This is a genomic window from Marseilla massiliensis, from assembly GCF_023336985.1.
Lineage (GTDB): Bacteria > Bacteroidota > Bacteroidia > Bacteroidales > Bacteroidaceae > Prevotella > Prevotella intestinigallinarum.
This window is the reverse complement of the sequence record NZ_JAMBLP010000018.1, coordinates 67462-85762: the sequence shown is the minus strand read 5'-3', so window position 1 is coordinate 85762 and position 18301 is coordinate 67462. Positions and strand designations below refer to the sequence as shown.

Here is an 18301-nt window from a genome sequence, read left to right as displayed (position 1 = left end):
TGACGTTTTTCGCAATCCGCCAAACGATTCTGCAAAAAAGTTTCAAAACAGGATAAATTTTTCTTAATTATTGACAAAACAAGACCCATATTACACAAAAAGGCACTATCTTTGTATGTTGCATACCCGCTGTCAAACCGTAAGCTAACGTTGCTTGGACAATGCCTGCAGCACGACACAGAGAGCCCGTACGCGACAGGCGGCAGAAAAGCTGCGTTGAGGTATGCAACCCATACAATAATATATAACAAGAAAAAGCCAGACCAAGCATGCGGCGGAGGCACAGCGACAGCAGCCAAAGCAAGGCTTAAGCAAAACCCAAAACAACGACTGACTATGGGAACAGAGTATATACTACGGATTTCGGTAGCCGCCATACTTGGCGGAATAATTGGATTGGAAAGAAACTACCGCGCCAAGGAAGCCGGGTTCAGAACCCACTTCCTGGTTGCATTGGGCAGTTCGCTCTTCATGATAATATCGCAATACGGGCTGGCGTTTGACATGACAGAGGCCAGCGACATATCGTTTGACCCCTCACGCATAGCATCGCAGGTGGTTACGGGCATAGGGTTCATAGGAGCCGGCACAATAATACTACAGAAACATGTGGTGAGAGGGCTCACCACGGCTGCCGGCCTGTGGGTCACCTCGGCCATTGGCCTGGCCTGCGGTTCGGGGATGTATGCCCTGGCCTCAGCCGCGACAGTGTTCGTGCTGATATGCCTGGAGATACTAAGCGTGATGCTCGACCGCTTTGGAACAAGGAACATGTCGCTCACATTCACAGCCCCCGACCGGCAAAGCATAAGCCACACCATAGGCAAACTGAAGAAAGACCGGGTGAGAATATACAACTACAGCATAAAAGAACAACATTCGCCGGAGGGAAACAAATATAAAGTGTCGATGGAAATAAAAGTGAAACGAACACAATACGAGAGCAAGATGGCCGAATTTCTGAACGAATATGACGGCGTAAGCATCGAGAGCATTGAGTGAAAGCCACAGGCAGCCATGGCAAGGCGTGCCACCACCGGCAACAAACGGGCAACCACCACACGGCACAGGCAACCGGAAGCAAGAGCCAAAGGCCTCGGAAAACTTTTTACAGGCAGGCGTTTGCCGGGAACCGAACGCCCATGCAGGGTCACAGAATGCACCATATTGGCACTTGAAACGGGCAGTATGACAGCGCAAAACGGGCCGTTTCGGAACGCAAAACGGGCCGAGCCACAACCCTCTGACATACAAACCGTTATGCAACGACGCGGACGTGGCAATAAAAAATTACAATGCCGACACTTACACAACATCCAATCCGAAAAACCGCACAACATGCCAAGAAAACCGACATACACAAAAACATAACCCAGCTGACGGCACATCCGACTGCGACCACCACAAAACATTCTACTTAATTAGCCGATTTGTTTTGGCGGTATGGCATATTTATGTTATCTTTGCATGAATGAAACCGCGTACGGCAACGCGCAAACAGGCCGGCTGGAAGCCCATTCGCAACACCTGACACATAAGGCCGGCCCTGCCAGGCTGCCACGGCCAAGCAAACCAGACGCCCGCCTTGCATAGGCAAAAGGCAAGCAAGGCCAAGACAGAGACGCGCAACAAGGCAGCCGCGACATACCAACGCCTGGCCCCCAAGGCTAATGCGGCGATGGCAAATAAAGGGCAAGGCCCAGAAGACAACCTGAAACAGACATACAGCAGTACACAACAACAGACAGCATATTATGGACATTACAGAGAGATTTTTAAACTACACAAAATTCGACACGCAGTCGGCCGAGGACAGCCAGAGCGTGCCGAGCACCAAAAAGCAACTGGCTTTTGCCGAATACCTGATGAAAGAGCTCAAAGCCGAAGGCCTTGACGACGTAGAGATGGACGACAACGGCTATGTTTACGCCACGCTCAAGTCGAACGTCAAGGGCGAAGTGCCAACAATAGGCTTCATCAGCCACTACGACACAAGCCCCGACTGCAGCGGCAAGGACATCAAGGCCCGCATAGTGAAAAACTACGACGGCAGCGACATCACGCTGTCGGAGGGCATCGTCTCGTCGCCGAAGAAATTCCCCGAACTGCTCAACCATGTAGGCGAAGACCTCATCGTCACCGACGGTCACACCCTGCTCGGGGCCGACGACAAGGCCGGCATAGCCGAGATTGTGCAGGCCATGTGCTACATGCGCGACCACAAGGAGATAAGGCACGGCAACATACGCATTGCGTTCAACCCTGACGAAGAGATAGGCATGGGCGCCCACCACTTCGACGTGGACAAGTTTGGGTGTGAATGGGCCTACACCATGGACGGCGGAGACCTCGGAGAGCTGGAATATGAAAACTTCAACGCCGCCTCGGCCAAGGTGAACATCAAAGGCGTGAGCGTACACCCGGGCTACGCCAAGGGCAAGATGGTCAACGCGGCAAGGCTTGCAGCCGAGTTTGCCTCGATGCTGCCGGCTGACGAGACCCCCGAGACAACCGAGGGCTACCAAGGCTTCTACCACCTGACAGGCATGAATGCCAACATAGAAGGCGCCACACTGTCGTATATAATACGCGACCACGACCGCAAGAAGTTTGAAGACCGCAAGGACTTCATAGAAGACTGCGCCCGCAAGATGAACGAAAAGTACGGTGAAGGCACGTGCGTGGCTGAGGTGAAAGACCAGTATTACAACATGAAGGAGAAGATAGACCCCAACATGCACGTAATAGACATTGTGCTGAAGGCCATGCAGGAATGCGGCGTGCCACCCCGCGTGCAGCCCATCCGTGGCGGCACCGACGGTGCGCAGCTCAGCTTCAAAGGCCTGCCCTGCCCCAACATCTTCGCCGGAGGGGTCAATTTCCACGGCCCTTACGAATTCGTAAGCATACAGGTAATGGAAAAGGCAATGTCCATCATAATCAAGATATGCCAGCTCTCGGCCGAGTATAACGACTGATAAACACCGGCAGCGGCCATGCCTGCGGGGCAGGCCGCTGCCGGACATTATGTGCGCCACAGTGCCCGCAGGGCCATCCCACAAGCCATGGGGCGCCTTGCTGAATGGCTTTCGAGGGCACGGCAAACTTACATGTAGACGTCGAGCACGCCTCCGGCCATTATGTCGGAATGGCGCAAGACATACCGACGGTGAGCCTTGCCATTGAGTCTCATCGCCTTTATCCTGTGGCCATGGCTGCCCTTGCGGTGCACCCTCACATCGAATGTGCGCCCGGAAGCCAGCCTTATAGCCACTCTGTCGAACAGTGGCGACCCTATTGAATACTCACCCGACACGGGATTGACCGGATAGAAACCCATCGACGAGAACACAAACCATGAAGACATCTCGCCACAATCGTCGTTGCCGGCATATCCCGACGACGAATTGTTGTACAGCTCCGTACATATCTTATGCACAAGGTCTTGCGTCTTTTGCGGTTTGCCTGCATAATTGTAAAGGTAGGCAACGTGGTGGCTCGGCTCATTGCCGTGGACATACTGGCCTATGAAGCCGCTCGCATTGTCGTTCTTTGCCCCGCTGCTCTCGGTAAGTGAGAAAAAGGCGTCGAGCCTGTCGACAAACTTCTTGCGGCCCCCGAGCAGCTCTATCAGCGCTGGTACATCATGAGGCACATACCACAGATACTGCCATGCATTGCCCTCTGTGTAAGGGTTGCCGCCGTTGGCGCCATAGCGCAGGGGGTCGAAAGGCTCAACCCACCTGCCGTCGGACGTTCGCCCACGGAAGAAACCGCTGCCGGCGTCATAGAGGTTGGCAAAACTACGGCTGCGGATGGCAAAATGCCTGGCCACGCTATCGTTTTCAAGCCTCGACGCCAGCTGCGCCACACACCAGTCGTCGAACGACTGCTCGAGGGTGATGCTAACCGACTGCGACTGCAAATCCTCGGGCATATAACCGTATTCCTCCCAGACATCGAATGGCGAACCGGGATGGACAGTGGTGGCAGACGCCACACAGGCCCTCAGCGCACGCTCGGGGTCGATGCCACCTATGCCCTTGAGCACAGCATCGGCCACTACAGGGATGGCATGGTTGCCTATCATGCAATAATTGTCTTGCCCCCACAGCGACCATATCGGCAAATAACCGTAAGAGTCAAAGTGGGCAAGCATGCTGTTTACAAAGGCCGCATCCATCTCGGGGGCAATGATGGTGTAAAGCGGATGGGCCGCCCTGAACGTATCCCACAGCGAGAATGTTGTGTAATACTGCTGCCCGTGGGGCATCTTCTGCGTCGAATAGTCGGTAGAAGTGTATTCGCCGTTGATGTCGCTGATAACGTTTGGCTGAATCATCGTGTGGTACAAGGCAGTATAAAACTTCTGCATCTCTGTGCTGTCGCCCTTCACCTCGATGCGCCCCAGTATGCCATCCCACACCGCGTCGGCCCGGCCTACAAAGCCGTCGAAATCCCATCCGGCCGCCTCGTGCGCCATGTTGGCACGCGCATGGGCCAGGCTTGTGGTCGAAAGCCCTACCTTTACCACGACACAGTCGCCCCCGTCAGGGTCGAAATCCACCCATGCCTTAAGGTTGTTGCCATTGGCCACGGCAGCCCGCCCGTAGTCACGGTCGGCCGAGAGCAAAGAGCACGATGCCATGGGCCGCGACAGCTCGATGTGGAAATACACCCGGCGCAGCTTTGCCCAGCCCGTTATGACACGGTAACCCTCGATGGTCTGCGGCCCGGTGACACGCAGTTGCGACTGTATGATGCGCCTGTCCCAACTGCCTTTGGGCGCCGAGTGGTCGAGGTCGATGTATAAACGCTGCCTACACCCTTTAGGATAAGTGTAACGATGTATGCCCGTACGGGCCGTAGCCGTGAGCTCGGCAAGTATTCCCCCGTCTAATTCAAGTGAGTAATATCCCGGCGAGGCCTTCTCCTTAGAGTGGTCAAGGGCCGACCATACGCTGCTGTCGACAGACGGCATGAGCAGCAAGTCAATCAAATCGCATGCCCCTGTTCCGCTCAGCCGAGTATGGCTGAAGCCGCAAGTGTGTGTGTCGTTGTAGTCATACCCCGACGCCTTGTCCCAATCTGGGGCAGCTTGAGTGTCCGGGCTGAGCTGCACCATGCCAAAAGGCACCGTTGCCCCGGGGTAACAGTTGCCCGACAGAGAGTTCTCCACTGCCCCGGTGCCTATGAACGGATTGACGTAAGCAGTGTATTTGCCGCCATACGCCGACAATGCGACAGCCAAAGACAGCAATGTGGTGATGTGTTTCATTTGTCAATAATCTGAGTTTGAACGGTATTTTCCATAAGAAAGCAGAGGCCAGTCGTCTGTACGGAAAGGGCATGCGGGCAACCCGGCCCCGTTGTACAGCGTCACTTCCGGATTGTCTTGCCATAGATAGCGCACAGCCACAGGCATGCTCACTCCGTCGGCCCATACCTCTACCAGGCCTGCGCCACCGTCGACGATGCGCGCTTCGGCATTGTGCCACACGTGGTCAGGCCCCGCAACGGTGAATCCGGATATGTGCCCACCCCTCTGCACAAGGCCTCCGGCCACATCAGAAAATTCAACCAGCACCCTGCTGTCGCCTATGATATGGTTCATATATCGCGGTCCGGTAAACACACAGTCGTGCCCATATATGTTGGCAAGTGCTATAAGCGATAGCCGCCTTGCCACTTCCTGCTTATTTGGATAGTGTACGTCGTTGCCCAAGCCAACATCGATGGCCGACGCCATGCCCGTGGCCGGCAGTCGGAGCGCCATGTCCTGAGCCTCACGCAACTCGGCCCACAGTGCCTCGACAGGCACATTGCGCCTCTCGTGGAAGTTGGCCAGCTGCACAAAGTAGAAAGGTAGCCGGTCGACATGCCATTTTCGGCGCCAGTCGCGTATGAGCATCGTAAACAAATCACGGTACTGCCACCCACGAAGTTCGTTTTGCTCGCCCTGATACCACAACACTCCGCGCATTGCCATAGGCACCAACGGACTAATCATGCCGTTGTAAAGAGCTGCGGGCGAATTGCGCCAAGGCATATAAGCCGCACGGTCTATGCTGTCGCGACAGTCGGGCATCAGGCGTAGAGTCTCGGCAGAAATCCACGATTCGATGTTGCTGCCTCCCCACGTCGCATCAATCACGCCCACAGGCACTCCTTCCTTTGCAGAGATCTCGCGCGCAAAGAAATAGGCAATGGCCGAAAACTCAGGCAGCGTCGACGGCCCGCAGACCTGCCACGTGGGCGAGTTTGTTACCAACCGGGCAGAAGGCGCGACCGAAGCAACCTTGTGCACCTGCAGTAAACGAATGCCGGGGTGAACCGAATTGGCAAGTTCTTCGTCGGCATTGAGCACCGATGTCCAGCCTTTCACGGGATATTCCATGTTGGACTGACCCGAACAAAGCCACACTTCACCGGCCATCACGCCATCGATAACAACCTTCTTGCCGTCGCTGACCGTTATGGAATGAGGGCCACCGGCCTTAGGCGTACGCACAGTTGCCATCCATCTACCGTCTGGTCCGGCCTTGGCTGTAACCACCTTTCCGCTCCATGAACAGCTGACAGTGACCACCTTGCCCGGCTTGGCCGTTCCCCATATCGGGGCGTCGGCATTCTGCTGAATCACCATGTTGTCAGAAAACAGCGGCGACAGCTTTGGCACGGCATGCGCACCGAGGCCAAATGACAGTAACAAAAGTAAAATATGTCTCATCATCATTATGGTATGTATTTGTAAAAAAGAGCCTATCGTAACTCCAAACGCCAGAAACGCAAAACAGCCAAGACCGTTCAGCGCTCTACAACGACATTCCGCCTGATACGAATGTCATCTGACGCCGCTCCGATTTGAATTTCAAACTCACCCGGTTCTACCACTTCCTGCATGTCGGCATTGTAAAACGCCAGTTCGGAAACAGGGAGGGTCAAGGTAAACGTGGCGCTCTTGCCTCTGCCAACCAGTTTCTTTGCGAAAGCCTTAAGCTGCTGCTTGGGGGTTGCAACCGAACTGACCTTGTCGTGAACATACAGCTGAACCACCTCCTTGCCGTCCATTTTGCCCGTATTCCTCACCGTCACCTCAACCTTCAATGTGTCGCCCGACCTCAAGACCGAGTCGCTCATGACACACTTTTCATACTCAAACGTAGTGTAACTCAACCCGGCCCCAAAGTTCCAAAGCGGCTCCGGCTTGTCGAAAACATAGTGACCCTTAGGCTCTTCGGGCGAACCGGGCTGGTCGAAAGGTTCCTCCCTGTCGGTGGCATAGTGATTGTAGAAGCACGGTGTGTTGCCTGTTGAACGTGGGAAAGACACATTAAGCTTTCCTGAAGGGTTGACACGGCCAAACAAAATGTCGGCCATCGAACGCCCCTGCTGCTCTCCGGCGTACCACTGAACCAACAACGCATCGGCATTTTCCTTCACCCATGGCATGGCCAAAGGCTTGCCGGAAATGAAAACAACTATCATCGGCTTGCCGACAGCGGCAACCGCCTCAAGCAACTGCTGCTGCACACCCGGCAATTCGAGCGAAGACAGGTCGAAGCCCTCACCTGCAGTCGAATACTTTGGCCCACGCCCCAGATACGTACTGCGCGTGCCAATGGCCACAATAGCCACATCACTGTTGCGAACAGCGTCGACCGCTTCACTTATGTGAGTCGTATCGCGGCTCCACCAGTCACAACCCTCGGCGTGATTAATGGCAACCTCGTCGCCCACCAATTCACTTATGCCTTGCAACAGGCCAACCCCTTCGTCCGTGTCAGGGCCCGTCCATGCATAATCGCCATACAGAGCTTGCGAGCTGTTGGGGCCTACAACAGCTATAGAACGGTATTTCCGTGTGTCAAGAGGCAGTATGCCACCTTTGTTTTCAAGCAGCACAGCACTCTCGTCGGCCACTTCCTTTGCCAAGGCAACCTTGCCGGCATTGCGCACAATGCCTACAACAGAAGCCGTATCGACCGTAGAACCGTCAAACAGTCCGAGCGCAAACTTAACCCTGAGCACACGACGCACTGCCTCATCAATGCACTCGAGAGGTATCTGCCCGTCTTCGACCTGCCGCTCAAGCGTCTCATACGACGAATCGACATTAACGTCGATACCAGCCAGGAGTGCCATCCGCGCAGCCTCCTCACGCGTAGCCACCGCATGGTGAAACGTCATCAGGCGCTCCACCGACCCCCAATCAGAATAAACATATCCGTCGAATCCCAACTCGCCCCGCAATATGTCGGTCATGTAACGGCGCGAGCCCGACACCGGCACTCCGTCGTAAGCACTGTAACAACTCATCACTGCCATGGGAGAAGTCTCACGTATCACCCGCCTGAAAGGATAGAGATAGAGGTTGTACAAATCGCGTTCTCCACCAGCGACCGAAGCACAATTAAGGCCTCCCGACGGGCTCCCGTGGGCCACGAAGTGCTTCGGCATGCAGGCAATGCCACGGCTTTGGTAGCCTTTGACGAAAGCAATGCCCATCTCGGCGATGAGGAACGGGTCTTCACCATAAGTTTCTTCGATGCGACCCCATCGCAGTTCGCGTGCAATGTCAAGCACTGGCGACAGCACCTGCCTTATGCCGATGGCAGACGCCTCCTCGCCCGCAGCGGCGGTCATGCGTTCAACCAAGCCTGGATTGAACGTGCTTCCCTGTGCCAAGGCATGCGGGAACAGCGTGCATCCGTTCTGCACTATACCTTGAATGCCTTCCGCACAAGCAAGCACCGGTATGCCCAACCTGGTGTGTGAACGCATGTATTCATGCAGCTTGGCATACATCACAGCGCAGTCGTAGGCCGACATTCCCATCTCATGTGTTGTTCCATAACTCTGCCCAGAGAAGATTCCGTCAATTTGGTCTGCCTTCCCCGAGGCTCGGTTCTGCAACTGCAACACTTTCTCATGAAGCGTCATGCGCCCCAAGAGATCGTCCACCCTTTGATCAACCGGCGCAGACTTGTCCTTGTACAAAGGTTCGGCTTGTCGGGCTGAGGCACCTACAGCGATGGCACCAGCGGCAAGGAACATCACCAGAAACCTAACATTAAAATATCGTTCCATCTGTTTTCTGATATCATGTCACATGTAAAGCACGACAATAAGCCTGTCATTTGAACACTTTCCTGACGCAGTTGCCCTGCTTCAAGACATACAAGCGCCTTGCACCCTGTGTCGGGCTGCCGACCGCAGAGTAGGGTATGCGCCGTCCGAGAAGGTCGAAGGCCGTGGCCCCGCCTTCGTCCGACGGCCTTGAAAGCTCGACTATTCCGTCTGGATGACCTTTCTTTTCAATTCGGTAAATACGCGCATCGCACACAGGCACATTGTAACTGATGCCTTCCTGCGACGGATGCAGGACCTCGCCAGTCCACAGTTCCTTGACCTCACCAACGTCTGAAGGGTCTACGCCAATGTCGGCAAAGCTAACAATGCCGATGTTTGGCACCAGTATCTGGTAATTGAAAACAGCCAGGTAAACGTATTGCTCGTTTTCGTATGTCATGAGCGATTCCGCCCCGACAGCCGTCGAGGCATTGCCATACACAGGCCGGAACGACTTGCACGTACGTGGAATTGCATTGATGTCTTCGTTTGTAAGAAGCTTAAGGGCACGTTCTCTCGACGTCTGATAATAGTTCGGCCGCTCTTTTCCGCTGCCATCGTGCAGCGTTACGTTCGGACTGAAGTTGTCGCCGGTGAGAAACGCGCCAACGATAGCGCCCGACGTAATGCGCGCACGGTTGGCATTCTCGCCTTGGATGCCGCCGGCCTCCTGACGCAATGCCATGACCATGTGGTCAGGGTCGTTGGCCACGTAAAGCTGATTGACCCACCAGCCGTACGAAGCGTTGTTCATCACATACTTGGTCTGGTCGATTGTTCCCCACGCGTCGCACGAAATGCGCCGCCCGTGGGCATATTGGTATGGGAACACCGGCGATATGCTAAGGTCGATATATATTCCGTCGCCAGCCTGCTTGAGCAAGAAAGCCATGCCTTCGTTGTATGCCTGCACCCCCGTGTGGCAATCTTTGTTGTACCACGAATCGGCCTCGATAGCGCCGTTCGACATGAAATCACACTTAAGATACTCTATGCCCCACTGCTTGAACTTCATCATGTCGCTGACGATGAACTGCTTTGTACCTACATGGGTGGGGTCGAGACAGTATGCCCCGTCCACAACCTTAAACCGGCCATGCACTTTCAGGGCAATGTCACGGAAGCGGTACTTGTTGTTTGTGCCCGGCACGTAACTGTTCAAGTCGCCAAATCGACAGAACGAACCGTAATAAAGCCCGGGTATCATATTGTTTTGCTTGCAGTAATCAACGAACTGCCGCACTTGGTCTACAGTCAGATTGTCGTTCCACCATGCGTCGAGGCTCATCACGACCTTGCCTTGCCTGTCGTGGAAACCACGGCTTACGAGATTGTCGCGTATGAAGTCGGCACAGTCGATGACCCCTTGGTATGATATGTCGGTAGACTGCACGCCCCACGAACTCCAGCCGTAAGGGGCGCCACCGGCCCACTCGCGCTTTGGCGCCACCATGGTGCAAGCCTTTCCAAACGCCTCCATGCCGTCACGCCAGTCGTCAAACCAACCCACGACAAAGCGCGCCGAGCTCACCGTGTCGGCTACTATCGTGCCATGTGGCATCACCCCTTGCTCGCTCAATATAGAGTCGTGGGTATGCTCGTCGGTATATCCGGAAATAAGGGCAAAGCCGTTTACCTTGTCATAATCGGAACACTCCACGTGGACGGCGCTCTTCCACAGGTCGTGGTCTACAGCCCCGGCCACCAGGCCCTCGCGCGTATCGGCATTGTAGATGGCCGTGACGGAATAAGAGTTTGTCTCACCCAGCAACGGGTTTGAACCGTAACGTATGAAGCCATCGTTGTCCCATGGGACAAAAAGCACACGGTTTTGCCGTCCGGAAGGCATGAAGCCAGCCGTATCGCAACTCTTCATCGGCACGGCATAGTTGCTCTCAACGGTTCCGTTGCCAGTCACTTCCAACGATGTGACGAAGTATGGCAGCCCGTCGTAGAACGCAAATGTCTGAACGAGCTCCGTTCCCGACGGCATGGTGTAAGTAATCCTGTAGCAGCTGCCCTCCCCGAAGCAGTCGTCCACACCGTAGCGCCCGAAGCCAACGGTCGACGCTTCATACGAGCGCACAGTGTCTGCCCCGACCTTGGCTTCTGCATATACGCCGTCGAAGATGGGGCGCCCTGAATAGCCCACGGACAGCCTCTTGGTAGCCTCGTTGTATTTTATCGCCCAGTTTCCGCCAGTAAAATCTGCCGCCCCGGCGCACGCCACCCAAAGGCAACAGGCTGCTATAGATAAACGTCTTTTCATATTTTCTTGAATCTAAACACTTTAACATCCTTTCCAGGCACCTCAACCACATCGTCGATGCCAACCTTGGCGTGGCTCCACAGTTCCTCGACGTCATAACCGGCGCCACGGTCGAGCTGCATCAGGCCGCGGTCGAAGCGGTACACCCGCTTGTCGTCGCCGTAATTGAACACGGCAAGATACACATCGCCATTGTCCTCATGTCTCACAAACACACTTTCCGACTGCTCGTTGTCGCCCACCAGCGGCCTGAAAGAACGCCCTGTTGCCATACGGTTGATGTCGGCGTTGGTAAGCAGCCGGCGCGCACGCGATATGGCCATGCTGTCGGCCGAGAAGTCGTCGCCCATAATAAACAGGCCCGTGATGGCGCTCGATGTGATGCGGGCACGGTTCTCGCCCTCGGTGGCATCGCGCAGCACCACATGGTCGGCGTCGTTATACTGATAAACGCGGTCAATCCACCAACCGTACGAAAGGGCGTTCATCGTATACTCAGTGTCCTTGATCTTGTTCCACGCATCGCAGGCTATGCGGCGGCTTTGGGCATACTGCGCGGGGAATATCGGCGAGATGCTCAGGTTGAGATACATGTCTGAGAAAATGCTGTCAAGCAGATGCATGCCGTAGTTGTAGGCTTCCGTGCCGGTGGTTATGCTCCGGTCGTACCATCTGTCGGCCTCCATGCGCCCGTGGGTCATGAAGTCCATCTTGACATATTCATACCCGCACCTCTTGAACAGTTCGTGAGTCTGCTCCATCATGGCGCGGACGGCGGGGTGAGTGGGGTCGATGGCGTAGGCCCCGTCGAGCTCCTGGGGCTGTCCGTTGGCATAGATGTACAGGTCTTTATACTTATACTGCCCCACCCCCGGCACCTGGCCCTCGGGGTTCTTGCCCCAGTCTGTGAACGGAGTCCAATAGATGCACGGCACCTGGTTGTTGCGTCTGCAACGGTCGGCGAAGTCTTTCAGTTCCTCTTCAGAGAAACTGTTCCATCCAGAGTCGAGCCCTATGTACAGCACACCGTCGGCGTTTGTGAACGAACGGTTCTGCAGTTCCTCGGCAAAGAAGTCGGATATGCGCGTCGAGTTGGCGTGATTCACCTTGAAGGCCAGGGCGCCCCACGAGTTCCATCCCACAGGCATCGACTTGTCCCACTTGCGCGGGTGAGCCACAACGGCATTGGCCGAGGCAAACCGCTCCATGCCCTCGCGCCAATCGCTGTATACACCTATCATCATGCGCGCCGACGTTACAGAGCGCCCGCTCAGCCTGCCATGCGGCAGCCGGTCGCGCGTCAGTGCGTCGGCCACGCCGCTGTAGGCCCTCAACGTCTTAGCGCTGTTGGTCATGTCTACGGCATTTTTCCATCTGTCATGGTCGATGGCGCCTATCACTATGCCCCTGCGGCTGCCGGCGTCATAGATGGATGTCACCTCATACGAGCGCATGGTGTCGGCCGAGAGCGGCCGTGAGGCGAAGCGTATCCAGGCATCGTTGTCGAAGGGGATAAAGAGCATGCGCCTGCCTTCGCCGCATATCAGCGAGTCGGTGCGCTCCATCACCACCGGAGCCATGTAGTTGGTGCTTACCCCACTGTCGGAAGCCACGCTGATGTCGGTGAGCAAATAGTCGTCATAAAGATAGAAAGTCTGCGTCAGCACGGGCAGAGCGGGGTCGGTGTAGGTTATCGTCCACTTCTTGCCTTTGCCAAAACCGTCTTTTATCCGCTCTTCTTTGAAAGAGTGCTTGCCGTAGGCCTGGGTGTTGACCAGGCGGTCGCCCAGTTTGTACTCTGCCGTCATTCCACGCACCACCCAAGTGTTGCCATGGCGGATGTCGACGCCTTTGTCGAAGGCGAGCTTCCAGTCTTCTTCTGTCACATTGGCTCCCCTGCCACAGCCTGTCAAGGCCATGGACGCCAACAGCGCAATCGTTGATATTCTTATCACATTCATTCTGAAATAGATGTTTTAGTGGTTTTGCACACAAAGTTAAGAAAAACGCCATGCAATCACGGTGAACATACGTACCATTATATATAAACTTTGTCGAAATAAAACCCCATTTTTACGTATTTTGCACTACTTGAAACAAATGCCACCGGCTGCAGCGGCCGCCGTGGCCGCTGCAGCCCACACGCCCACTGCCTGCCGTAACGGTTGCCCGCGGCGCACACAGCGAAAAGGCCTGGGACAGAGCGGCTTGCAAAACGGCCGACATCGCAATGCGAAACGGCCCGTATTGTGATGCAAAACGGCCCGTCCGGCCTTGCCGTCCGGGCCGTTCTGCTTTCCTGACAAACCACGGTGCCCATACGGTTGCCACGCGCCGCCACAGCCATGCCGCGGCCATGTGGGGCCAGCGGGCACTTTTGCCATAAGTGGGGCGACGGCCAGACACTACGGCCAGACGCAAAGCGGCAGCGCGCAACCCTCACAACCCATGGCGTCGGGTATGCCGCTGCCGCCCTGCAGGCCGTGGCCGGGACACGCCCGAGCCCCGGAAACGACAGGGCCCGGCGTGAGCAGTAACGTCAGTCTTTCTTTTGTGCAAACTCTTTGGGAGTCATGCCAAACTGCTTCTGGAACAACTTGATGAAATACGACGGCGAGTTGATGCCCACCATCTCGCACACTTCGTTGGCCCTGTATCCTTTCTCGCGGATAAGCTCGGCAGCTTTCTTCAGGCGTATGAGCCTGATGAAGTCTATCGGTGTCATGTCGCTCACCTCCTTGATTTTCCTGTGCAGCGAGCTGCGGCTGATGCACATTTCCGACGCCAGCTGCTCTACATTAAACTCAGGCGAGCGTATGTTCTTCGTTATTAGCTCCGTTATCCTGCTAATAAACAGCTCATCTACCTTGCTTATACCCGACGACTGCACCGGCAAGTATGGCTTCTTGACAAAGCTCTCGCGCTCGCGCTTGCGGTTGAGCAGCAGCGTCTCGACCTGCGTGAGCAGGTGAACAAACGAGAAAGGCTTTTCGATGTAAGCGTCGGCACCGGCCCGCAAGCCATCCAGGCGGTTGTCGAGCGTCTGCTTGGCGGTGAGCATCACCACCGGGATGTGGCTCGTCTCGATGTCTTCCTTGAGCCTGCGGCACATCTCAAGCCCGTCCATCTCGGGCATCATCACGTCGCTTACAACCAGGTCTACGTGCTCGCGATGGGCCTTGGCCAAGCCCTGCACTCCGTTCTTTGCCGTCAACACGCTGTAATGGGGCGCCAAACCGTCGGCTATCATCCCCATCACCTCTTCGTTGTCTTCAACAACCAGTATGGTATAACCCTTGGTGCTGCCAGGCGACACATGCGTCTCTCCGGCGTAGTTCTCCAGCGACGGGTCGGCAGACATCTGCGGCTGCGGGGCCTCGCCGTCAATGTCTATCACGTGGTCTTGCCTTAGCGGCAGTACCAGCACAAACTCATTGTACTCCGACGCGGTGTCGAGCTCGAGCGTGCCGTTGTGCATCTCGGCCAGCGAGCGTGCCATAGGCAGGCCCAAGCCCGAGCCCGACTGGGTGTGGGTGGTGTCAAGTTGTGTGAATGGCTTGAATATCTCACCGGCCTTATCGGCAGGTATCTTCTGCCCGTCGTTGACCACACGCACCGTCAGCCTGTCGCCGCTGGCAGCGACGGTTACCTGGATAAACGTCTCCGAGTATTTCCTGGCGTTGTTGAGCAGGTTGCTCAATATCTTGGTCACGGCCTCGCGGTCGGCCTGCAGCACTATCCCGTCGTCCTTGATGTCAAGGCTTATGGTCTTGTGCATGCGGTTTATGGTCGGCTCAAAGCGCTCTACAATGCCCGTCACCAGCTCGCCCAGGTTGATGTTGGTGAAGTTTGGCGTTATGCCGTTAGAGTTTACCTTGCGGAAGTCGAGCAACTGGTTGATCAGGTTAAGCAGCCTCTTTGTGTTCTTCTCTATCGCCCCGATGTTCTTCTGCACCACCGGGTTGTCCACATGCTGCTCCGCAATGTTCTCAACCGAGCCATTGATGAGCGTGAGCGGTGTCCTGATTTCGTGCGTAATGTTGGTGAAGAAGTTGATTTTCGACTGAAGCAGCTCCTTCTCTTTCTCCTCGATGAAACGCGCCGTGCGCTCTTTCTCCTTGGCCTTCTGCCTGTTCTGCATAAACCTGTAGACCAGCAGCGCCGCCACCACGGCCATAATGAAGTAAACTATCTTCATCGGCAGCGACGAATACCACGGATGGGCCACGTCTACCACAAGCTCTGTGACAGGCCCTCCGCCGACCATTCGCACCCTGAACGTGTATTTTCCGGGCGACAGGCGCGAGAACCCAATGTCCGACTTGTCGTGAACGGGTATCCAATCCTTGTCGATGCCGCTCAGCTGATATTCGTAGTTGGTGCTCTCGACGCCCGAATAGTTGAGAGACGACACGCTTAGCTGTATGTTTGAAAAGTCGTATGGCAGGTGTATCTCGCCCGCCTCGATGATATTTACGCGCAATACTCCGCCCTGTTCCGGGAAGACATCCTTGCCGTCAACCCTGAGGTTGGTTATCAGCACGCGGTCAAGGCTGTCCTTGCCGGCCAGCTGCGGATTGAAGGCAATGAGCCCGTTGGTGCCTCCGACATAGAAAGTGCCGTCGTGTCCGGCCACTGCCGACTTATAGTTATACTGGTTTCCGGGCAGCCCGTTGTTGTTGTAGTACACCGTTATGCGCCCTGTGCGCGGGTCACGACACACCAGCCCGTTGTTTGTGCCGAACCAAATACGATGCAAAGAGTCCTCGAGCACCTTGTAGGTCACGTCGTCGGGCAACCCGTCGTCCTTGCCGATGGTAGTGAACGCGCCTTTCGCGGGGTCGTACGACACAAGCCCGCCACGGTCGGTTCCAAACCACAGGCAGCCACAATGGTCGATAGATATGCTCGAAACGTCGTTCGACTTTATTTCGCCCGTCTTCACCTGGAACTGCTTCTGCCGCCACGACTTGGCCTCGAGCCTGAAAATGCCGCTGCCAATGGTTGCCACCCATATATTGCCGAACCTGTCTTGCGATATGTCTTGCACGAAAATGTCTGGCAACACGGTCACTTTGTTGAAGCGCATACCGGCACTCTTGATGTAAAGGCCGGCTCCGGTGCCCAGCCACACGTTGCCCTCGAGGTCTTTGAACAAAGCGTACACGGAGCCTTCGCTATGCAAACCGAGGTCTTTCGGCGAGTAGTGCATGATGTCGTGTGTGCTCACGCTGATTATGTCAAGGCCATTCTTAAACAGTCCCGACCACACCATGTCGCCGTCGACCATAAGCGCCAGGCGGTTGGTGCCACCCTTGTAATGAGGCGTGTTAAGCGTAATGAAATCCTGGGTGGCAGGCCTGAATATGTTGATTTTGCCCTCTTCGGTGGCAATCCATATATGCCCGTTGGCGTCGCATTGCATTTCGCGGATATGCTTGTTGCTCAAAGAGTTGGCCCGAGCCAGCGGCACGTAACTGTAGAAGTGCAGCCCCGCCCGCGGCATATAGTCGACACCGCTCTGCATGGTGCCTATCCACAGACCGCCGTCACGGTCGCGGTAAAGTTCGCATATCATGTTGTCAGACAGACAGTTGGGCGACAGGCCGTTCTCATGTATGCGCTGCTCCGTACGTTTCTTTTCGTTCACGATATAAAGTCCGTCCTGAGTAGCGACGAAAATGTTGTCTCCATCAACGTTGAGTGCCCTGATTATCTTGTAGTGAACGTTCGGGGCGTCGACCACAGCTATCTCTTTTGTCTTGGGATTAAACTTTTTCAACTGCCCCATGTGCTCACCCAACAGCATCCACTCGCCATAGTTCACCATCGTATATATGTGCTGTCCGGCCAGGCTTCCCAACACCCTGCGCACGTGGCCCGTATGTTCGTCGAGCAGGAAGACGCCCTGCCCGGCTGTGCCAATCCACACCTCGCCGTCCGGACGCAGGCAGAAGCACTGCGGGTTATACGATCCGTCGTCGGAGGAACCGCGGGTGGTGTAACGCCTCAGCGTCTCCGTCGACGGGTCATAACGGAACACCCCCTCCTCCGGCGAGGCTATCCAGATGCGCCCTTCCCTATCGGCCTCTATCTGGGCAATCCAGTTTCTCACCTGCTTACCGTCTTGGGAGACGACGTCCAACGACGAAAACGTCTCGCTTGTGAAGTCAAACAGGAACACACCCTTGTCTGTTCCTACCCACAGGCGCCTGCGGTCGTCTTCAAACAAAGCCGACACGTTGTGGTTGCCGCGCCCGGTCTTCAAGTCGTCGACATCGTAATGGCGCAACGAACGGCCGTCATATCGGTTGAGACCGTTCTTTGTTCCAAGCCATATCAGCCCCCAATGGTCTTGCACAATGGCTTTAACACTGTTTTCCGACAGCCCGTCGCGACTGTCCAAATGAGTGAAATAATATAATAGATTAGCGTCTATTGCAGCCACTTCCGTACGCTGGAATAAAAGCATCGACAATGCCCAAACAAGGCAAAACGCCGTTCTGAATCTCTTCATTTCTATCGGTAGATAATTATTGGTGGCGTAAAGGTACTAAAAAAATATTGAATTTGACAAAATATAGACATTATTTTCATCTGCAACGGCTGCAGCCATGCAAACTCATGCAAACAGCAATTAGCATTAAAACAAACCGTTCAGGACATTATTTTGATAATCCGAACCCCAACAGACAACTTCAATCACTTGCATCTATCCATGTTTTACTGCTCCAGGCAGGTGCATCCCAATGAAACTTTTCATTACATTTGCAATCCATCGAGGCAACGCCGTGAACCCGACGTACGCCATCTGTGCAGGAGCTACCAATGCCACGCCTCGGCACCGGGCGGCCAACAGCACAAACAAGAAACCGTTTCTGCAAATGGAAAACCACCTAC

General features: G+C 55.2%; 8 protein-coding genes. 2 read left to right on the top strand and 6 right to left on the bottom strand.

All coding sequences use genetic code 11. The features are described 5' to 3' along the window. The first annotated feature begins 336 nt into the window (after positions 1 to 336). Together M3089_RS11930 and pepT are read left to right on the top strand one after the other, a co-directional pair. A complete protein-coding gene (locus M3089_RS11930; RefSeq protein WP_249084344.1) occupies positions 337 to 1002 on the top strand; it encodes an MgtC/SapB family protein in 666 nt (221 codons plus the stop codon). 752 nt (positions 1003 to 1754) lie between these two features. Beyond that, positions 1755 to 2978 (top strand): peptidase T, encoded by a 1224-nt coding sequence (gene pepT, locus M3089_RS11925; protein WP_249084343.1) that lies wholly within the window; start codon positions 1755 to 1757, stop codon positions 2976 to 2978. Between the two features lie 128 nt (positions 2979 to 3106). On the opposite strand, the gene M3089_RS11920 is transcribed toward pepT, so the two are convergent. The 6 genes from M3089_RS11920 to M3089_RS11895 all read right to left on the bottom strand — a co-directional run bounded on the left by M3089_RS11920 (position 3107) and on the right by M3089_RS11895 (position 17918). Then, on the bottom strand, positions 3107 to 5278 hold the full coding sequence (locus tag M3089_RS11920) for a GH92 family glycosyl hydrolase (RefSeq protein ID WP_249084342.1): 2172 nt from the start codon (positions 5276 to 5278) through the stop codon (positions 3107 to 3109). Positions 5279 to 5281: 3 nt separating this feature from the next. Next, entirely contained in the window at positions 5282 to 6712 is a 1431-nt protein-coding gene (locus M3089_RS11915; RefSeq protein WP_249084341.1) for a sialate O-acetylesterase, read from the bottom strand. A 95-nt stretch (positions 6713 to 6807) separates the two neighbouring features. Next, complete coding sequence (locus M3089_RS11910; RefSeq protein ID WP_249084346.1) at positions 6808 to 9057, bottom strand: glycoside hydrolase family 3 N-terminal domain-containing protein; 2250 nt, start codon at positions 9055 to 9057, stop codon at positions 6808 to 6810. Between the two features lie 79 nt (positions 9058 to 9136). After that, positions 9137 to 11401: an alpha-galactosidase gene (locus M3089_RS11905; protein ID WP_249084340.1), complete on the bottom strand. Its 2265-nt coding sequence runs from the start codon at positions 11399 to 11401 to the stop codon at positions 9137 to 9139. Beyond that, on the bottom strand, positions 11398 to 13362 hold the full coding sequence (locus M3089_RS11900; RefSeq protein ID WP_249084337.1) for an alpha-galactosidase: 1965 nt from the start codon (positions 13360 to 13362) through the stop codon (positions 11398 to 11400). The genes M3089_RS11905 and M3089_RS11900 overlap by 4 nt, the downstream gene beginning before the upstream one ends. 578 nt (positions 13363 to 13940) lie before the next feature. Then, positions 13941 to 17918, bottom strand: a complete 3978-nt coding sequence (locus M3089_RS11895; protein WP_249084335.1) for a two-component regulator propeller domain-containing protein — start codon at positions 17916 to 17918, stop codon at positions 13941 to 13943. Positions 17919 to 18301 lie beyond the last annotated feature (383 nt).

Coding starts and splice junctions, on each gene's coding strand:
- M3089_RS11895 (WP_249084335.1), bottom strand. CDS start 17,918: ATGAAGAGATTCAGAACGGCGTTTTGCCTTGTTTGGGCATTGTCGATG.
- M3089_RS11900 (WP_249084337.1), bottom strand. CDS start 13,362: ATGAATGTGATAAGAATATCAACGATTGCGCTGTTGGCGTCCATGGCC.
- M3089_RS11920 (WP_249084342.1), bottom strand. CDS start 5,278: ATGAAACACATCACCACATTGCTGTCTTTGGCTGTCGCATTGTCGGCG.
- pepT (WP_249084343.1), top strand. CDS start 1,755: ATGGACATTACAGAGAGATTTTTAAACTACACAAAATTCGACACGCAG.
- M3089_RS11930 (WP_249084344.1), top strand. CDS start 337: ATGGGAACAGAGTATATACTACGGATTTCGGTAGCCGCCATACTTGGC.
- M3089_RS11910 (WP_249084346.1), bottom strand. CDS start 9,057: ATGTTCCTTGCCGCTGGTGCCATCGCTGTAGGTGCCTCAGCCCGACAA.
- M3089_RS11905 (WP_249084340.1), bottom strand. CDS start 11,401: ATGAAAAGACGTTTATCTATAGCAGCCTGTTGCCTTTGGGTGGCGTGC.